The following is a 17041-nucleotide window of genomic DNA, read 5'->3' as shown; positions in this document are numbered from 1 at the left end:
CTCCGGCGCAGCCGGCCGACCGGTTGCCGCGTGCGCCGCTCGGGCCGGTCGTGCAGCCATCAGTCACGCGACAACCGGTCCGGCAGCTCCGCTCGGGCCGGTCGTGCAGCCATCGTTCACGCGGCAACCGGCCGGCCGGCCGGCCGGCTGCGCCGGAGCTACCGGACTGGTTACCAATTACTACGGCGCAGCTTATCGGGCTGCAAAACCTTAATAAACTTGGGCGTCAGCTCAATGCTCTCGTCCTGGCGGAACTCGCTCAGGATGCGGCTCAGTGACTCGGGCGTGGTGCCGATGAGGGCAGCCATATCCTCGCGGGCCAACTGGATGAGCGGGTCGGCCGGGGCCAGCAGGAGCTGCTGCGCGTGCAAGTGCAAGAGGCTGTCGGCCACGCGCTTGCGCAGCGAGCCGTAGGCCAGGTCCAGCAGCTGGGTATCCTGCTGGTCGGCCCGGTTGGCCAGCATGCGCACAAACTGCTGGCTCACCTCGGGGTTGCGCAGCAGCAGCTGCGCAAAGTCGTCGGCTGGGATGTAGCGCAGCGTGCAGTCGTCGAGGGCCACGGCTGCGTCGTGGTGGGGCGAGCCGGCCAGCAGGGCCCGGTAGCCAAAGAACTCGCCAGCGGCGCAAATACCCGTTATCAGCTCCTTACCGGCGGCGGTGGTTTTGCTGATTTTGACCCGGCCGGCCTGCACGAAGTAGAGCCGGGTGGCCTCGTCGCCCTCGGCATAAATAATCTGCTTGCGGGGCACGGCGTGGGGCCGGCGGTCGGCCGAAAGGCTGGCCAGGCTACCCGCCTGCTGGGCATCGGCCAGGAACTCGGGCAGGCCGTTGGCACGCAGGTCGTAGGCGGGCTGTAGGTGCTGGAAGCGGCTGAGGCGGCCGCTCACGGCGCTTAGTAAGTCGCTCTTTTCGAAGGGCTTGGTGAGGTAGTCATCGGCGCCCAGGGCCATGCCGCGGCGCAGGTCGGCGCGCTCGGTTTTGGCGGTGAGGAAGATGAACGGTATGCCCGCCAGGCGCGGGTTTTGGTTGAAGATGTGGAGCACGCCGTAGCCGTCGAGCACGGGCATCATAATGTCGCACAGCACCAGGTCGGGGCGCTCGGCCAGGGCCTGCGTCACGCCGGCCTGGCCATCGGCGGCCGTGCGCACGCAGTAGCCGGTAAGCTCCAGAATTTCGGCGGTGTTTTCGCGAATGAAGTCGTTGTCCTCAATCAGCAGAATGGTTTTCATACGGAACGGTAATGGTGACGGTAGTACCCTGGCCCAGTGCGCTTTGCAGGGTAATATGGCCGTGCAGCAGCTCCAGGTAGCGGGCAATAATGTAGAGGCCCAGGCCGGTGCCGGGCACGTTGGCGGCGTTGCGGGCCCGGAAAAATCGCTCGAACAAGTGGGCCTGGTCTTCCTCCGAAATACCCACCCCCTGGTCGGCCACGGTGAGCGTGAGCGCGCCCGCCTGGCAGGTGGCGGCCACCGCCACCACCGTGTTTTCGCCCGAGTACTTGAGGGCGTTGGACAGCAGGTTGACCAGGATTTTGCGCAGCAGCGACGGGTCGAGCCAAATGGGCTCCGGGCAGTTGGTGGCCTGCTCGATGCGCTGACCGGTTTTGCGCAGGCCCTGCACGTCGGCCACCACGTCGCGCAGCAGCGCGGGCAGGTCGAGGCGGGCGGGCTGGGCCTCAATTTTGCCCTCCTCAATGCGCCCCACCGATAAAAATTCCTCCAGAATATCATTCAGGTGCTTCACCGACGTGCGAATGCGCTCCAGGTGGCGCAGGCGCTTGTCCTGCTGCTCGGTGGCCGGGTACTCGGCAATGAGCGCAGCCGAGGTGAGCACGGCCGTGAGCGGCGTGCGAAACTCGTGCGAGGCCATGCTCACGAAGCGCGACTTGAGCTCGCCCAGCTCCTGCTCGGCGGCCAGGGCCTTGGCCAGCTCGTTTTTACGCAGCTGCAATTGCTCCAGGGTGTTCATGAGCGCGTGGGTGCGCTCGGTCACGCGCTGCTCCAGGTCGGCGTTGAGGGCGGCCACGCGCTGGCTGCCGGCAATAAGCTGCTGCTCAAACTCTTTCTTGTAGGTAATGTCGAGAATATACGACACGGCGTACAGCTCCTCATCGAGGTAGAAGTAGCTCAGGCTGACCTCGACTGGGAACACCGAGCCGTTGTGGCGCAGGCCCTGAAGCTCCCCGTTATGGGCCCCCATGGTGCGCACCTGGGGGCGGGCCGTGAACGACTCGCGCAATTTTTCGTGGCGGCGGCCGGCCGCCTGGGGCACCAGCACCTCGATAAGCTGGCCGTCGAGCGCGCCGGCCGCGTAGCCAAACAGCTGGTGGGCCAGCTGGTTGGCCGACACGATGCGGCCCCGCTCGTCGCACACCACAATGCCGATGGTGGCGTGCGTAAACACGGCCTCAAAGCGCCGCACACTCTGGGCCAGCGCGCGCTCGGCCTGCTGCAAGCGCCCCTGCTCGCTGAGACGAACTAGCAGGTAATCAGCCTCTTTCACCTGAAAAGCCGTGAGCTCGATGCGCGCCCAGAACGGCGGGCCCTGGCGCCGGCCCACCTCGGCCTCCAGGGCCTGGGGGCCCACGCGCCGGGCCTGCTCGCGCAGGTGCGCCCAGCGGGCGGGCGGCACGGCGGGGGTAGGCAGCACCCGCGCGGGGTCGGTCAAAAAGGCCTCCTCAGAGGAGTAGCCCAGCAAGCGCACCCCGGCCGGATTGACGCGCATAAACCAGCCCTGGGCCACGTCGTAAATACCCACAAAATCGGGGGCTTGGGTGATGAGCACCTCGGCGGCAGCACTGCTAAAAGGGTCGCTGAGCATAGAAAATAAACGGGGTTGATAGAATCGGCCGCTTCGGTCGGCCGGCGCGCGCCGGCCGACCGGTTGTCGGTGCGGCCGGCGGAACGGTTGCCGCAGCTGCCGGCGCAGTAGTAAGCTTCACAGTATACGCCCCAGCAACCAGGGCGGGGCTTGATGACTATCAAGCGGCGATTTGTCGGGCATCATGGGCGGGCGGGGCGGGCCAGAATAGTTTTGCTGCCCACTCCGACTCTCCGCCGCCCATGTCCATTGCCCCCTTCCCGCCCGACCTGCTGGCGCCCGCCGTGCTGCTGGTGCTGGTGCCGGCCGGCCGGGCCGGCCAGCTGCCCACCCCGGCCCAACTCAACGACCTCCAGTGCCGGCTGGGCCCCGCCGTGCGGGTGCTGCGCCTCGACGACGACACCCACGCCAGCGTGGTGCGCAGCTTTGCCGTGGCCCAGCTGCCCGCCTGCGTACTGGTGCGCGAGGGCATCGAGCTGTGGCGGCAGCCAGGCTGGCCCGAGAGCGACGCGCTCGTGGCCAGCCTGCTGGCAGCGGCTGGTGCAGGGTAAGTTGTTGATAATGTATGGATTGTGTTTAAGAAGGATGTGGCTGGCCCGGGCCGCCGACGCAAGCCGGCCGGTTGCCGTTGCTTATACCTAACTATCTGATTGATAGGTAGTTGATGACTAAGCTACCCAACAACCGGTTTCAACACCAGCCAAACGCCTGCAACAACCGGCCGGCCGGCTTGCGCCGGCCGGAACGGGCGCGCACCGGCGGGTGTAAAGGACAAAATTCGGCTTTCCGCACGCGCGCAGCCGTGACAAAAAGCAAGCGTTTACCTGATTTTAATCAGGTAAACGCTTGCTTCAGCGCTGGCCGGCCACCCGCCAACCGCAATCAAGCGCGGGCCTGATGCGCGTCATGGCTTCCGCCAAGTGAGGGCCGGAGCTTTGTGGCCCATCGTCCTTGCGCCCGTTGCCGTGCCCGTCCTCCTCGAACCAACTGCCACCCACCTGGCCTGCGCCCACTGCGGCGATGCCTGCCCGGCCGAGCCACTGCGGCTGGCCGAGCTGCCGTTTTGCTGCGCCGGCTGCCGCACCGTGTATGAGCTGCTGGCCACCAGCCAGCTCTGCACCTACTACGCCCTGGGCGAGCGGCCAGGGCTGAAAATCAAGGAAGTAGAGCTGCCCGGCCGCTTCGACTACCTGGCCTCGGAGGCCGTGCAGGCGCACCTGCTCTCGTTTCGCTCGGCCGAGCGGGCCCGCCTCACGCTGCACGTGCCCCAGATGCACTGCACCTCCTGCATCTGGCTGCTGGAGCACCTGCCCCGGCTGCACGCCGGCGTGGTGGAGGCGCGGGTGCAGTTTTTGCGTAAAGAAATCACCATCACTTACTTACTAGCCGACATCAGCCTGCCCGAGGTGGTGCAGCTCCTGGCCTCGGTGGGCTACGAGCCGCAGATTACGCTGGCCGAGCTGGGCGCGCAGCCGCACCGCGCCAGCCATACCTTGTACTACCAGCTGGGGCTGGCGGCCTTCGCCTTCGGCAACGTAATGCTGCTGGCCCTGCCCGATTACTTCTCCTTTGTAGAAGATTTGCAGGCCGGGTTCGGGCGGTTTTTTGGGTACCTGAGCCTGGCGCTGGCGCTGCCGGTGCTGCTGTACAGTGCCCGCGGGTTCTTCCGCTCGGCCGGGCAGGGGCTGCGGCAGCGCCACATCAACCTCGATTTTCCCATTAGCCTGGGGCTAGCTTCGCTGTTCAGCGTCAGTACGTTGGAGGTGCTGGCGGGGCGCGGGCCGGGCTACTTCGACTCGTTTACGGGGCTGGTGTTTTTCATGCTGATTGGCAAGTGGGTGCAGCAGCGCACCTACGACGCGCTGCGCTTCGACCGCGACTACACGGCCTATTTTCCGGTGGCCGTGACGCGCCTCACGCCGGCCGGCGAGCAGTCCATTTCGGTGCAGGAGCTGGCGGTGGGCCACCGCATCCGGGTGCGGCACCAGGAAGTTATTCCGGCCGATGCCGTGCTGCGGCGCGGCGCGGGCCAAATCGACTACTCGTTCGTATCGGGCGAGAGCACCCCGGTGGCCCGCGCCGCCGGCGACCTGGTGTACGCCGGCGGCCGGCAGCTGGGCGAGGCCCTGGAGCTGGAAGTGGTGCGCGGCGTGTCGCAGGGCTACCTCACCCAGCTCTGGAACAACCCCGCCTTCACCAAAGACGCGGCGGGCCCCACTCTCGAAACCTACGCCAACCACGCGGGCCGCTACTTCGTGGCCCTCACGCTGCTGCTGGCCGCCGGCACCCTGGCCTACTGGGGCCCCCGCGACCAGGCCACCATGTGGCGGGCATTCACGTCGGTGCTGGTTATTGCCTGCCCGTGCGCGTTATCGCTGGCCACACCTTTTGCCCTGGGGGCAGCGCTGCGGGTGTTGGGCCGCCACAAGCTCTACCTCAAAAACGCCGCCGTTATCGAAACCCTGGCCCGCGCCGACACGCTGGTCTTCGACAAAACCGGCACCCTCACCGACCCCACGCAGTCGGCGGTGCAGTACCACGGCCGGCCGTTATTAGTAGCTGAAAAACAACTCATTGCCACCGCGGCAGCGCAGTCCACGCACCCCCTCAGCCAGCGCCTGGCCCGCGAGCTGGCCACCGAGGCCCTACCTCTGGCCGCCTGCCAGGAGTACCCCGGCCAGGGCTTGCACGCCACGGCCGCAAGCGGGCAAGCGCTGCGGCTAGGGTCGGCCGCATTTGTGGGGGCGTTCGCCAGTCCGCCGGCGCAGCCGGCCGACCGGTTGTCGTTGCGGGCATCAGAACGATTGCCATTGTTGTCGAAGGAAGTAAGTGAGCCTACGGAATTCTCAACGCAAACAGGTACACCGGCGGCCCTAATGCCCGCAACGACAACCGGCCGGCCGGCTTGCGCCGACGGACCGGCGGGCGCCCCCGAAACCAGCGTGTACGTGGCGCTGGATGGGGAGCCGGCCGGCTATTTCACCTTTCGCAATGTGTATCGCCCGGCCCTGCCGGCCGTGCTGGCGGCCCTGGGCCAGCGCTACCGCTTGGCCGTGCTCTCGGGCGATACCGACGCCGAGCGGCCCCGGCTGCGCGCCCTGCTCGGCCCGGCGGCGGAGCTACGCTTCGGCCAGTCGCCGGCCGACAAGCTCGCCTACATCGCCGCCGAGCGCGCCCAGGGCCACACCGTAGTCATGATTGGCGACGGGCTGAACGACGCGGGGGCCCTGCGCGCCGCCAACGCGGGCATCGCCCTCACCGACACGCTCACCAACTTCTCGCCCGCCTGCGACGCCATTCTGGAAGCGGGCGAATTGAGGCAGCTGACCACGTTTCTGGGCTTTGCGCGGGCCTGCCTGCGGGTGGTGCTGGTCACGTTCGTGCTCTCGCTGTGCTACAACGCGGTGGGGCTAACGCTGGCCGTGCAGGGGCGTTTCACGCCCATCGCGTCGGCCATTCTCATGCCCCTCAGCTCGCTCAGCGTGATGATAGTGGCCACCTTGCTGGTGCGTTGGGCGGCCCGCCATCACCATTTATAAGCTTGATTTTATGACGATTATCTTTCTGTTGATTGGCCTCAGCCTGCTGGTTGCGCTCTTGTTTCTAGCAGCCTTTCTGTGGGCGGTGCGCAGCGGGCAGTACGACGACGCCTACACGCCCTCGGTGCGAATGTTGTTTGATGATGAAGCGCCGGCCGAGCCAGCCACCCCGGTCCGCCGGCGCTAGCCGGCCGACCAGTTGTCGTTGCTGACGTTGTTAAGCCTGCGTGGTTGACGGCCGTTCGCAATGGTACCCCACATGCCTGCAACGACAACTGGTCGGCCGGCTTTGTCGGCGGACCGGGGCGACGACTGCTAGAGCGCGTTTGATATCAATCAAGCCGGGGCTTAAGCGGCGTCATGTGGCCTGATGGGGGGCCGGGGGACCTTTGGAGCAGTAAATCACCTACTTCTCAGGGCATGCAAGCCGAACTTGAATCACCCGCCACCCGGCCGCGGCCGACGGCCCTACCGCTCCCCGCGCGGGGCGTGGAGTCGTTTTTCTACGACAATAAGATTGTGCGCGACTTTGGCATTGCCACCGTCATCTGGGGCATCATTGGGATGCTGGTGGGGGTCATTATCGCCTTCGAGCTGGCCCGGCCCGAGCTCAACGTGACGCGCTACACCACGTTTGGCCGCCTGCGGCCGCTGCACACCAATGCCGTCATTTTTGCCTTTGTGGGCAACGGCATTTTCACGGGCGTGTACTATTCGTTGCAGCGGCTGTGCCGGGCCCGGATGTTCTCCGACGTGCTTAGCAAAATCCACTTTTGGGGCTGGCAGCTCATTATCGTGTCGGCCGTGATTACGCTGCCGCTGGGCTACACCAGCAGCAAGGAATACGCTGAGCTGGAGTGGCCAATTGATATTGCTATTACGGTGATTTGGGTGGTATTTGGCTGGAACATGTTCGGCACCATTGCCCGGCGGCGCGAGCGGCATTTGTACGTGGCCATCTGGTTTTACATCGCCACGTTCATCACGGTGGCGGTGCTGCACATCGTGAATTCGATGGCGCTGCCGGTGAGCTTTATGAAAAGCTACTCGATGTATGCCGGCGTGCAGGACGCGCTGGTGCAGTGGTGGTACGGCCACAACGCGGTGGCGTTTTTCCTCACCACGCCCTACCTGGGCCTGATGTACTACTTCCTACCCAAGGCGGCCGAGCGGCCGGTGTACTCTTACCGGCTCAGTATCATTCACTTCTGGGCGCTGATTTTCATTTACATCTGGGCCGGGCCGCACCACTTGCTGTACACCGCCCTGCCCGACTGGGCCCAGAGCCTGGGCGTGGCCTTCAGCATTATGCTGATTGCGCCGAGCTGGGGCGGCATGATAAACGGCCTGCTGACGCTGCGCGGCGCCTGGGACCGGGTGCGCACCGAGCCGGTGCTCAAGTTTTTTGTGGTCGCCATCACGGCCTACGGCATGGCCACCTTCGAGGGGCCCATGCTGGCGCTCAAGAACGTGAACGCCATTGCCCACTTCACCGACTGGATTGTGGCCCACGTGCACGTGGGGGCCCTGGGCTGGAACGGCTTCCTCACCTTCGGGATGCTCTACTGGCTGTGGCCGCGCCTGTACCGCACGCCGCTGTTCTCCAAGAAGCTGGCTAACACGCACTTCTGGCTGGGCACGCTGGGCATTTTGTTCTACGCGCTGCCGCTCTACTGGGCCGGCTTCACGCAGGGGCTGATGTGGAAGCAGTTCAACAGCGAGGGCATGCTGCAATACCCCAACTTCCTGGAAACCGTGCTGCAAATCGTGCCCATGTACTATTTGCGCGGCGTAGGCGGGCTGCTGTATCTGAGCGGCGTATTCTTGATGATGTACAATTTGTACCAGACCGCTAAGGCCGGCACGCTGCTGGCCAACGAGCCCGCCCAGGCCCCGGCGCTGCTGCCCGAAGCCCAGGACCCGCACGCCCAGGGCGGCCACTGGCACCGCTGGATTGAGCGCCGCCCGGTGCAGCTCAGCATCGGGGCCACGGTGGCCATTGCCATCGGCGGGGCCGTGGAGATGGTGCCCACCTTCTTGGTCAAAAGCAACGTGCCCACCATTGCGGCGGTGCACCCCTACCGGCCGCTGGAGTTGCAGGGCCGCGACCTCTACATCAAGGAGGGCTGCTCGAACTGCCACACCCAGATGGTGCGCCCCTTCCGCTCCGAAACCGAGCGCTACGGCGAGTACTCCAAGGCGGGCGAATTTGTGTACGACCGGCCCTTTTTGTGGGGCAGCAAGCGCACCGGGCCCGACCTGCACCGCGTGGGGGCCAAGTACCCCAACTCGTGGCACTACAACCACATGATGGACCCCACCAGCATGTCGCCGGGCTCCATCATGCCCGCCTACCCGTGGTTATTTGATAATCAACTGGATAACAGCACGCTGCCCGCCAAAATCCGGGTGTTGCAAAAGCTGGGCACACCCTACCCCGCCGGCTTCGACCGCCTGGCCGTGGCCGACGCCCAGGCCCAGGCCCGCAGCGTGGCCGCCGCCCTCAAAACGGAGGACATCGACGTGAAATCGGACCGCGAAATCGTGGCCCTCATCGCCTACCTCCAGCGCCTGGGCACCGACATCAAGGTGAAGCCCGAGCAGGCTACTGCCACGGCGGCGGCGCAGTAGTACCGCCGGCCTACTATCCTCCTTAACTCGCTTACTATCATGGAAAAGAACGTCTTGCAATCCATCGCGGGCATCACCATTTACCCGCTTATCTCCTTCGTTATCTTCTTTCTGTTCTTCGCGGCCCTGCTGGTGTACGTGCTGGTGGCCAACAAGCAGCACCTCAGCACCATGAGCCAGCTGCCGCTAGCCGGCGAAGACGAGGCCGAGGCCCTGAAAGCTCAGCTGGAGCATGACGTAGTATGCTAGCCCACCGCACGTTATCCTTCGTAGCCGCAGGCCTGCTGGCCGGCTACGCCGCCGGGGCCCAAACGCCCGCTGCCGCCCCGCCCGCCGCCACCCTCAGTGGGCAGGAGCTGCTGCTGGGCACGCTGGTGGGCCTGATAGTACTGCTGCTACTGGTGCTGGTGCTCACGGGCACAGCTATTGTGGTGAAAATGAAGCCGCAGCTACGCCAGCTCTACGACCTGCCCACGGTGCACGACACCTGGAGCGGCCAGGTGCTGGGCCTGCTGGTGGGCGACGCCCGGCTGGTGCGCGGCGAATACCGCGACGAGCTGCTGGACCACGACTACGACGGCATTCACGAGTTTGACAACGACCTGCCGCCGTGGTGGAAATGGGGCTTCGCCTTCACCGTGGTGTTCGCCATCGGCTACGTGGGCTACTACCACGTAATGCGCACTGGCCAGCTGCAGGGGGCCGAATACGCCGCCGAAATGCAACAGGCCGCGCTCTTCGTGCCCGTGGGTGGCGACGACCCCAACCAGGTCACGACCTACGCCGCCCTCACCGCCCCCACCGACCTGAGCAGCGGCAAATCCATCTTCGCCACCAACTGCGCCCCCTGCCACGGGGCCAACGCCGAGGGCAAAGTCGGCCCCAACCTCACGGACGAATTCTGGCTGCACGGCGGCAACGTGAACAACGTCTACAAAACCATCAAATTCGGCGTCAACGGCAAGGGTATGGTGGCCTGGAAGGGCAAGCTCTCGGGCAAGCAGATGCTGCAAGTAGCCTCCTACGCCCTGAGCCTGCAAGGCTCGAAACCCGCCAACCCCAAAGCGCCGCAGGGCGAGAAAGAAGCCGCCGGCAAGCCGGTAGCTAAGCTGTAGCCGCCCCGGTCCGCCGGCGCAAGCTTAACAACATCAGCAACGACAACCGGTCGGCCGGCTTGCGCCGGCGGACCGGGGTAACGACTCCTTTTCACGATTGCAACGACAACCGGTCGGCCGGCTTGCGCCGGCGGACCGGATAACGACCCTTTTTACCCTCGCCATGCCCAGTACCCAATTCAAGCCCGACGATTCGTACCGCGATTCGCTCTCGACGATAAGCGCGGCGGGCGAGCGGGTGTGGCTGTATCCCAAGCAGCCGGGCGGGCGGCTCTACGACTACCGCAAGTGGCTGAGCTACGGGTTTTTGGCGGTGCTGTTTGCGGGGCCCTGGCTGCGCATCAATGGGCTGCCGGTGCTGCTGCTGAACCTGCCGGCGCGCCGGTTTATCATTTTCGGCCAGATTTTCTGGCCCCAGGATTTCTTCGTGCTGCTGCTGGCCTCGCTCACGTTTCTGGTGTTCATCATCCTGTTCACGGTGGTGTACGGGCGCGTGTTTTGCGGCTGGGTGTGCCCGCAAACCATCTTTTTGGAGATGGTATTCCGGCGCATCGAATACTGGCTGGAAGGTGACGCGCCCCAGCAAAAATCCCTTGACAGGCGCGAGCTGGACTGGGATAAGCTCTGGCGCAAAACCACCAAGCACGCGCTGTTCGCGGGGGTTTCCTTCTTGATTGCCAACACATTCCTGGCCTACATCATCGGCACCGAGGCGCTGCTGCGCATCATCACCGATGCGCCCACGGCCCACCTAGAGGGCCTGGCCGCGATGGGGCTGTTCACGGGCGTATTCTACGCCGTGTTTGCGCGGTTTCGCGAGCAGGTGTGCACCATTGTGTGCCCCTACGGCCGCTTGCAGGGCGTGCTGCTCGACCAAGACAGCTTGGTGGTAGCCTATGATTATCAGCGGGGCGAGCCGCGCGAAAAGCGTCGCAAAAACGAAGTCCGCACCGCCGGCGACTGCATCGACTGCCACCAGTGCGTGCAGGTGTGCCCCACCGGCATCGACATCCGCGACGGCGCTACTCAGCTCGAATGCACCAATTGCACAGCCTGCATCGACGCCTGCAACAGCATCATGGACCTGGTGAACTTGCCCCAGGGCCTCATCCGCCACGCCTCCGTCAATGGCATTGCCACCGGCACCAAGTTCCGGCTCACGGGCCGCGTAAAGGCGCTGTCGGGGGTGCTGGGGGTGCTGCTGGTGGTACTCGTGGGCCTGCTAGCCTCGCGGGCCAACGTAGCGGCCACGGTGCTGCGCACGCCCGGCCAGCTGTTTCAAAAAACCGACCACGGCACCATTACCAACCTCTACAATATCTCGCTGCTCAACAAAACCAACCAGCCCTACCCCCTCACCCTGCGGGTATTGGAGCCAGCCGGCGGCCACATTGCCCTGGTCGGCACCGATGGGCTGCAACTGCCCGCCCAGGGCATCACGGAGGGTGTCTTTTTTGCCGAGCTGCCCCGCTCAGCCCTGCACACCACCAACCAGAAAATCCGCATCGGGGTCTTCAGCCAAGGCCACTTAATAACGGAAACCGAAACCAAGTTCCTGGGCCCGAGCCAGTAGCGCCCTGCCCCGGTCCGCCGGCGCGAGCCGGCCGACCGGTTGTCGTTGAACGAGCCAAGTGGCTGACATTGAACGAGCCAACCCAGCCAACGAAAACCAGCCTCCTTCAATTACGCACCAATCACCAGCGCAACCACCCGCTCGATTCAACGACAACCGGTCGGCCGGCTCGCGCCGGCGGACCGGGGCAGTACCGGGCCAGGGGCCATTTTTCATCTCATCTCATGTCTACGCAACGCAACCTGTGGCCCTACGCCATCATTGCCACGTTCGTGCTGTTTGCCAGCTACATCGGCTACATGGTGCAGCGGGCCATGCGCACCGAGGTGGAGCTGGTGAGCCCCGATTATTACAAGCAGGAGCTGGCCTATCAGCAGCGTATGGAATCGGTGGCGCGCACGGCCGCCCTGCCCGCCCCGGTGCAGGTGCGCTACGAGCCCGCCGCCCAGCGCCTGACGCTGGAGCTGCCGCCCGCCCTGGCCGGAGCCGGCGTGCGGGGCCTGGTGCACTTCTTCCGCCCCTCCGACCAAAAGCTGGATTTCACGCTCCCCTTCGCGCCCACCGGCCAGCCGGCCCGGCAGCTGCTCAGCACGGCCCGCCTGAAGCCCGGCCACTGGCGGCTGCGGCTGGATTTCACGGCCGGCGGCCAAGCGTATTTTATTGAGGAAGAGCTTTCTATCTAAACTACTGGCGCGGCCGGCAACGGCGGTTAATTTCTTTCAACGACCACCGGTCGGCCGGCTAGCGCCGGCCGACCGGGGCATTTCCCTTTCTTATGCTGTGGGCTGGTTTCTTATTTGGGTTGCTGGGTAGCTTCCACTGCGTGGGCATGTGCGGGGCCATTGCGCTGGCGCTACCGGGCGCGAGCGGGCCGCGCTACGTAGCCGGGCGCGTGCTCTATAACCTGGGCCGCGTGAGCACCTACGCGCTGCTGGGCGCGGCGGCGGGCGCGCTGGGCCAGGGCCTGCGGCTGGCGGGCTGGCAGCAAGGGTTATCGCTGCTCTCGGGCGGGCTGATTTTGCTGCTGGTCGCCACGCCCGAACGCTGGCTGGGCCGCGCGGCGGGCGCGCTGGGGCTGGCCGCCGGGCTGGGCCGGGTGAAAACGCAGCTGGCCTACTACTACCAGCGGCCGGGGCTGGGGGCCCTCTACACCACCGGCTTGCTCAACGGGCTGCTGCCCTGCGGCCTCGTGTACCTGGCCCTGGCCGGGGCCCTGAGCGCGCCCGGCATCGGGGGCGCGGCGGCCTACATGGGCCTGTTTGGGCTGGGCACCCTGCCGCTGATGCTGGCCCTGTCGCTGAGTGGGCAGCTGGTGCCGCTGGCCTGGCGGCGGCGCCTGCGCCGGGCCGTGCCCGTGACGGCGCTGGCGCTGGCGGGGCTATTCATTTTGCGCGGGCTGGGGCTGGGTATTCCCTACGTCAGCCCGGTGCTGGGGGCGGGCCTGGGGGCCACTACCTCAGGTAAGCATACGCACCAGCCGGCCACGGTGCACTATTGCCATTGAGGGCCAGGTGCCGGTCCGCCGACGAAGCCGGCCGACCGGTTGTCGTTGAACGAGGGCCGAACGCTTCATTTGCTCAAGTTACTTACAATCAGTACATTGCTGCTAAATCAGAGTCAAGCACTTCATTCACTTAAAATATTCAATATCAGCATGTTGCCACTGGATAAGAACCCAATAGTTTCCCAGGCTAAAGTATTTGATACCAACACGTTGCTATAAAAAAGCATTGCGCAGTACCGGACGTAACAACGACAACCGGTCGGCCGACTCGCACCGGCGGACCGGCACCCGGCCTCCCTGATAATCAACTTATTGATTATCAGTACAATAACTTCAAAAGCCCTTTCCACCATGACCCCGGCTCTGCAAACCATTCTCGTTCCCATTGACTTCACCCCCGCTTCGGAAGATGCCCTGGTGTACGCCAACAAGCTCGCCGTGCGCCTGCCCGCCGAAATCGTGCTGGTGCACGCCGGCACCGGCCTGGGTCTGCCGCCCGACGAGCGCACCGCGCTGCTGCGCCGCCTCGAATCCCTGGCCGAGCGCCTGCGCTACCAGCAGCTCACGCGCCAGAGCGGCCGCCGCATCACCTACCTCTGCCACGTGGCCGCCGAGCCGCTGGCCAATTGCCTGCAAGTGCTGGTGACCGGCTACTGCGCCGACCTCGTGGTGACGGGCCTGGCCCTGCTCGACTGCGCCGCGGCCAGCGCTGCCGGCGCGCCGCTGCTGCTGCTGCCCGAGCGCGTGAGTTGCCCGGTGCTGGTGGTGCCGCCCGGCCACCCCGCGCTGCCTGGCCGCCTGGTGGTGGCCGGCGATTTTGCCCGCCTCGGCGGCGCGCAGCTGGCGCCCCTGGCCGCCCTGGCCCGCACGGCCCCGGCGCACTTCGACCTGGTGCAGTTTTACGCGCCCACCAGCGCGGGCCTCGCGCCCCTCAAAAAGGCCTTGCTGGCTGCGCGCACCCACCTGCCCGGCGCCACCACCCACCTGCTGCCCGACGACGATGCCCTGGAGGGCCTCAGCGAATTCTGCGCCCGCCAAGGGGCCCAGCTGCTGGTGCTGGGCACGGCCGACGGCTGCCTGGTGCGGCGCTTTTTCAACCCCCACTACCGCCAAACCAACGCCTACCACCTGGGCATTCCGGTGCTGCTGCTGCCCACCAGCACCCTGCCCACAGCCGCCAGCTGCGCCAGCTGCAGCCTGCGCCAGGCCGCCGAAGCCCGGCTCGCGGCGCAACCTTCCACGGTAACGTTTTAACTGCCAATGACTACCGAGCCCACCCTGGCGCCTGCCGCCGCCCGTGCCACCGTCGAAGCCTGGATGCGGGAATTTCAAAACTGGCTGTGCCAGCAGCTGGAGCGGGCCGACGGGGCCGCTACTTTTCAAGAAGACCAGTGGGCGCACGCCAGCGGCGGGGGCGGGCGCACGCGCGTCATCCTGGGCGGGGCGGTGCTGGAAAAGGGCGGCGTGAATTTTTCGGCCGTGCGCGGCGAGCTGGGCGCGGCCGCCGCCCGCCAATTGCTGCTGCCCGATGCCCGCTACTTTGCCACCGGCGTGAGCGTAGTGCAGCACCCGCGCAGCCCCCACGTGCCCATTTCGCATATGAACGTGCGCTACTTCGAGGCCGGCAACGGCGAAGCCTGGTTTGGTGGCGGCCTCGATTTGACGCCCGTGTACGTGGACGAGGCGCAGGCCCGCTGGTTTCACGCGCAGGTGCGCGCCGCCTGCGACCGCCACGACCCGGCCTACTACCCGCGCTTCAAACAGTGGGCCGACGAGTATTTTTACCTGCCCCACCGCCAGGAAACGCGCGGCGTGGGCGGCATTTTCTTCGACCGGCTCACGGTGGGCGTCGATGGCTCGTTCGACGAGCTATTCGCCTTCGTGCAGGATGTGGGCGAGGTCTACGGCCGCACCTACACCGCCCTGATGCGCCAAAACCGCGCCCGCCCCTACACTGCCCGCGAGCAGGAGTGGCAGGCCGTACGCCGCGGCCGCTACGCCGAGTTTAACCTGGCCCTCGACCGCGGCACCAAGTTCGGCCTCGAAACCGGCGGCCGCACCGAGTCCATCCTCATGAGCCTGCCGCCGCACGCCGCCTGGGCCTATAACCTCACGCCCACCCCCGGCTCGCCCGAGGCCGCCACCCAGGCCTGGCTGCGCCAGGGCGTAGCATAGGCCGGCTGATGGGCTGGGCATGAGGCCGGGCCGCCGCGGCTAGCCAGCAAACTTATGGGCGCTGAAGTAGCCAAGGACATTACGGGCCTCGGGGCATTTCTGTAGTCAGTGTCGGGTGTCAGCTCGACGCCGCAGGCGGGCGGCCGGTTGTTGTGGGGCTTTGGGCGCGCGGTCGTCAGCCAGCAGCAACTAGCTGGATGCCTGCGGCGTCCGACCGGCACCCGACAAATTAGTCGGCTCGACCCACTAGCGCTACGCGCTGCGCCTCGGCCGATACATTGGGGCGGCAGCCAGTAAGCTTGCGCATAGTTTACCTGTAATACCCACTACTCAGCAAAGCAGCCGGTGTGCTAGTGGTCTGACAACTTAATTCCGTTTGTAACAGTACCGAGTGGACACCATCCATTTTTTGCTGATGCCCCGCCTGGCCAAACCCGTCCACCTCCCGCCTGCTGATGCCGCCCAATTGCGGGCGATTGTCAAAAAAGGCACTCACAAGAGCCGCAAAATAGCGCGCGCCCGTGCCCTACTGGCCATGAGCAGCGGCAAAGGAGCGGCCACCGTGCAGGCCGAAGTGGGCATTTCCACCACCCAGTATTACCGCCTCAAAGGCCGCTACCTGGCCGGGGGCCTGGCCCAGGCGTTGGAAGAGCGCCCGCGTAGCGGGCAACCGCCGAAGGTGACGCCCGCCCTGGAAGCGCGTATCACCAGCCTGACGTGCAGCGACTTGCCGGCCGGTGCGGCCCGCTGGACGCTCTCGCTGCTCAGCCAAACCCTGGTCTCCCTCAACTACGGACCGGCCGTTTCCAAGGAAACGATTCGCCAGGTGTTAAAAAAAGCCAGCTCAAGCCCTGGCTGAAAGAAATGTGGTGCATCGGCACCATCACGGGCGAGTACCTGGCCAACCTGGAGGACGTGCTCGACGTCTACAGCGCCCCGGCCGCGGCGGGCGTGGTGCGCCTGTGTTTCGACGAGCGGCCCTGCCAACTGCTCGACCACGTGCTCACGCCGCTGCCGTCTAAGCCCAACGCGACCCAAAAAGAACACCAGCAGTACGTGCGAAAGGGCGTCGGCCATGTGCTGCTGGCCTATAATCTCGACACGGGCCAGCGCCAATTGCAGGTCACGACGACCAAAAACAAGGGCGATTACGCCCGTTTTATGGACTAGCTCGTGCAAACCCACTACCCCGAGGCGACCAAAATCCAGCTCGTGCAAGACAACTACTGCACCCACACCTACGGGGCCTTTTACGAACACCTGCCCGTCGAAACGGCCCGCCAACTGCGCCACACCCTCGAATTCCACTACACGCCCAAGCACGGCTCCTGGCTCAACATGGCTGCAATCGAATTTGCCGCCCTTTCCCGCCAGTGCCTGGACCAGCGCAGCGGCACCCAGCAACGACTCGAACACGAAGCGTTGGCTTGGCAAGCCAAGCGCAACGCTGCTGCCACCAAGCTCAGTTGGTCCTTCCCCACCGAAAAGGCCCGCGATAAATTGAAAAACAGATACGCTGAATTGACCAAAGTAACTGACGAAATTAAACTGTCAGACCACTAGTGGTTGAAAAACCTTATTGGGTCTGGTGGGCTTTTCCGTAGAAAAGCGCTTTCGTCATGCTAATTTATCGCTTGTTTCTGACCGCTGAGGAACGCCAGACCCTGGAGGACTGGCGAAAGAA

16 protein-coding genes are annotated in these 17041 nt (G+C 65.3%); 14 read left to right on the top strand and 2 right to left on the bottom strand.

What is annotated here, in order from left to right; genetic code table 11:
• Positions 1-170: 170 nt before the first annotated feature.
• Positions 171-1229, bottom strand: coding sequence for a response regulator (locus QMK33_RS21130; RefSeq protein WP_283566615.1), 1059 nt, complete (start codon positions 1227-1229; stop codon positions 171-173).
• Entirely contained in the window at positions 1207-2820 is a 1614-nt protein-coding gene (locus QMK33_RS21125; protein WP_283566614.1) for a sensor histidine kinase, read from the bottom strand. The genes QMK33_RS21130 and QMK33_RS21125 overlap by 23 nt, the downstream gene beginning before the upstream one ends.
• A 242-nt stretch (positions 2821-3062) precedes the next feature.
• Here QMK33_RS21125 and QMK33_RS21120 point away from each other — a divergent pair, with 242 nt between their 5' ends.
• From QMK33_RS21120 to QMK33_RS21055, 14 genes are all read left to right on the top strand, one after another.
• Positions 3063-3371 (top strand): thioredoxin, encoded by a 309-nt coding sequence (locus QMK33_RS21120; RefSeq protein ID WP_283566613.1) that lies wholly within the window; start codon positions 3063-3065, stop codon positions 3369-3371.
• 414 nt (positions 3372-3785) lie between these two features.
• Positions 3786-6359 (top strand): heavy metal translocating P-type ATPase, encoded by a 2574-nt coding sequence (locus QMK33_RS21115; protein ID WP_283566612.1) that lies wholly within the window; start codon positions 3786-3788, stop codon positions 6357-6359.
• Between the two features lie 10 nt (positions 6360-6369).
• Positions 6370-6546, top strand: a complete 177-nt coding sequence (gene ccoS / locus QMK33_RS21110) for a cbb3-type cytochrome oxidase assembly protein CcoS (RefSeq protein WP_283566611.1) — start codon at positions 6370-6372, stop codon at positions 6544-6546.
• Between the two features lie 233 nt (positions 6547-6779).
• Positions 6780-8990 (top strand): cytochrome-c oxidase, cbb3-type subunit I, encoded by a 2211-nt coding sequence (ccoN, locus tag QMK33_RS21105; RefSeq protein ID WP_283566610.1) that lies wholly within the window; start codon positions 6780-6782, stop codon positions 8988-8990.
• Positions 8991-9029: 39 nt separating this feature from the next.
• Positions 9030-9239 (top strand): hypothetical protein, encoded by a 210-nt coding sequence (locus tag QMK33_RS21100; protein ID WP_283566609.1) that lies wholly within the window; start codon positions 9030-9032, stop codon positions 9237-9239.
• Positions 9233-10105 carry a cbb3-type cytochrome c oxidase N-terminal domain-containing protein gene (locus QMK33_RS21095; protein ID WP_283566608.1) on the top strand — a complete coding sequence of 291 codons (873 nt, stop codon included), beginning with the start codon at positions 9233-9235 and terminating at the stop codon, positions 10103-10105. The genes QMK33_RS21100 and QMK33_RS21095 overlap by 7 nt, the downstream gene beginning before the upstream one ends.
• Positions 10106-10268: 163 nt before the next feature.
• Positions 10269-11678: a cytochrome c oxidase accessory protein CcoG gene (gene ccoG / locus QMK33_RS21090; RefSeq protein ID WP_283566607.1), complete on the top strand. Its 1410-nt coding sequence runs from the start codon at positions 10269-10271 to the stop codon at positions 11676-11678.
• Positions 11679-11902: 224 nt separating this feature from the next.
• Entirely contained in the window at positions 11903-12361 is a 459-nt protein-coding gene (locus QMK33_RS21085) for a FixH family protein (protein WP_283566606.1), read from the top strand.
• Between the two features lie 92 nt (positions 12362-12453).
• The gene (locus QMK33_RS21080; RefSeq protein ID WP_283566605.1) at positions 12454-13182 is read left to right on the top strand and encodes a sulfite exporter TauE/SafE family protein; all 729 of its coding nucleotides are present in this window, start codon (positions 12454-12456) and stop codon (positions 13180-13182) included.
• 351 nt (positions 13183-13533) lie between these two features.
• Positions 13534-14436, top strand: a complete 903-nt coding sequence (locus QMK33_RS21075; RefSeq protein WP_283566604.1) for a universal stress protein — start codon at positions 13534-13536, stop codon at positions 14434-14436.
• A gap of 6 nt (positions 14437-14442) precedes the next feature.
• Positions 14443-15357: an oxygen-dependent coproporphyrinogen oxidase gene (gene hemF, locus QMK33_RS21070; protein ID WP_283566603.1), complete on the top strand. Its 915-nt coding sequence runs from the start codon at positions 14443-14445 to the stop codon at positions 15355-15357.
• Positions 15358-15748: 391 nt separating this feature from the next.
• Complete coding sequence (locus QMK33_RS21065; protein ID WP_283566602.1) at positions 15749-16216, top strand: helix-turn-helix domain-containing protein; 468 nt, start codon at positions 15749-15751, stop codon at positions 16214-16216.
• A 5-nt stretch (positions 16217-16221) separates the two neighbouring features.
• Complete coding sequence (locus QMK33_RS21060; protein WP_283566601.1) at positions 16222-16527, top strand: hypothetical protein; 306 nt, start codon at positions 16222-16224, stop codon at positions 16525-16527.
• Positions 16528-16530: 3 nt separating this feature from the next.
• On the top strand, positions 16531-16920 hold the full coding sequence (locus tag QMK33_RS21055) for a transposase (RefSeq protein WP_283566600.1): 390 nt from the start codon (positions 16531-16533) through the stop codon (positions 16918-16920).
• Positions 16921-17041 lie beyond the last annotated feature (121 nt).

This window comes from Hymenobacter sp. H14-R3, from assembly GCF_030063445.1.
Classification (GTDB): domain Bacteria; phylum Bacteroidota; class Bacteroidia; order Cytophagales; family Hymenobacteraceae; genus Hymenobacter.
The sequence above is the reverse complement of the archived record's forward strand: the minus strand, read 5'-3'. Positions and strand labels throughout refer to the sequence as shown.

Bases quoted from the DNA above. Each gene is read 5' to 3' on its own strand.
- QMK33_RS21130 (WP_283566615.1), bottom strand. From the start codon at position 1,229: ATGAAAACCATTCTGCTGATTGAGGACAACGACTTCATTCGCGAAAAC.
- QMK33_RS21125 (WP_283566614.1), bottom strand. From the start codon at position 2,820: ATGCTCAGCGACCCTTTTAGCAGTGCTGCCGCCGAGGTGCTCATCACC.
- QMK33_RS21120 (WP_283566613.1), top strand. From the start codon at position 3,063: ATGTCCATTGCCCCCTTCCCGCCCGACCTGCTGGCGCCCGCCGTGCTG.
- ccoS (WP_283566611.1), top strand. From the start codon at position 6,370: ATGACGATTATCTTTCTGTTGATTGGCCTCAGCCTGCTGGTTGCGCTC.
- ccoN (WP_283566610.1), top strand. From the start codon at position 6,780: ATGCAAGCCGAACTTGAATCACCCGCCACCCGGCCGCGGCCGACGGCC.
- QMK33_RS21100 (WP_283566609.1), top strand. From the start codon at position 9,030: ATGGAAAAGAACGTCTTGCAATCCATCGCGGGCATCACCATTTACCCG.
- QMK33_RS21095 (WP_283566608.1), top strand. From the start codon at position 9,233: ATGCTAGCCCACCGCACGTTATCCTTCGTAGCCGCAGGCCTGCTGGCC.
- ccoG (WP_283566607.1), top strand. From the start codon at position 10,269: ATGCCCAGTACCCAATTCAAGCCCGACGATTCGTACCGCGATTCGCTC.
- QMK33_RS21085 (WP_283566606.1), top strand. From the start codon at position 11,903: ATGTCTACGCAACGCAACCTGTGGCCCTACGCCATCATTGCCACGTTC.
- QMK33_RS21080 (WP_283566605.1), top strand. From the start codon at position 12,454: ATGCTGTGGGCTGGTTTCTTATTTGGGTTGCTGGGTAGCTTCCACTGC.
- QMK33_RS21075 (WP_283566604.1), top strand. From the start codon at position 13,534: ATGACCCCGGCTCTGCAAACCATTCTCGTTCCCATTGACTTCACCCCC.
- hemF (WP_283566603.1), top strand. From the start codon at position 14,443: ATGACTACCGAGCCCACCCTGGCGCCTGCCGCCGCCCGTGCCACCGTC.
- QMK33_RS21060 (WP_283566601.1), top strand. From the start codon at position 16,222: ATGTGGTGCATCGGCACCATCACGGGCGAGTACCTGGCCAACCTGGAG.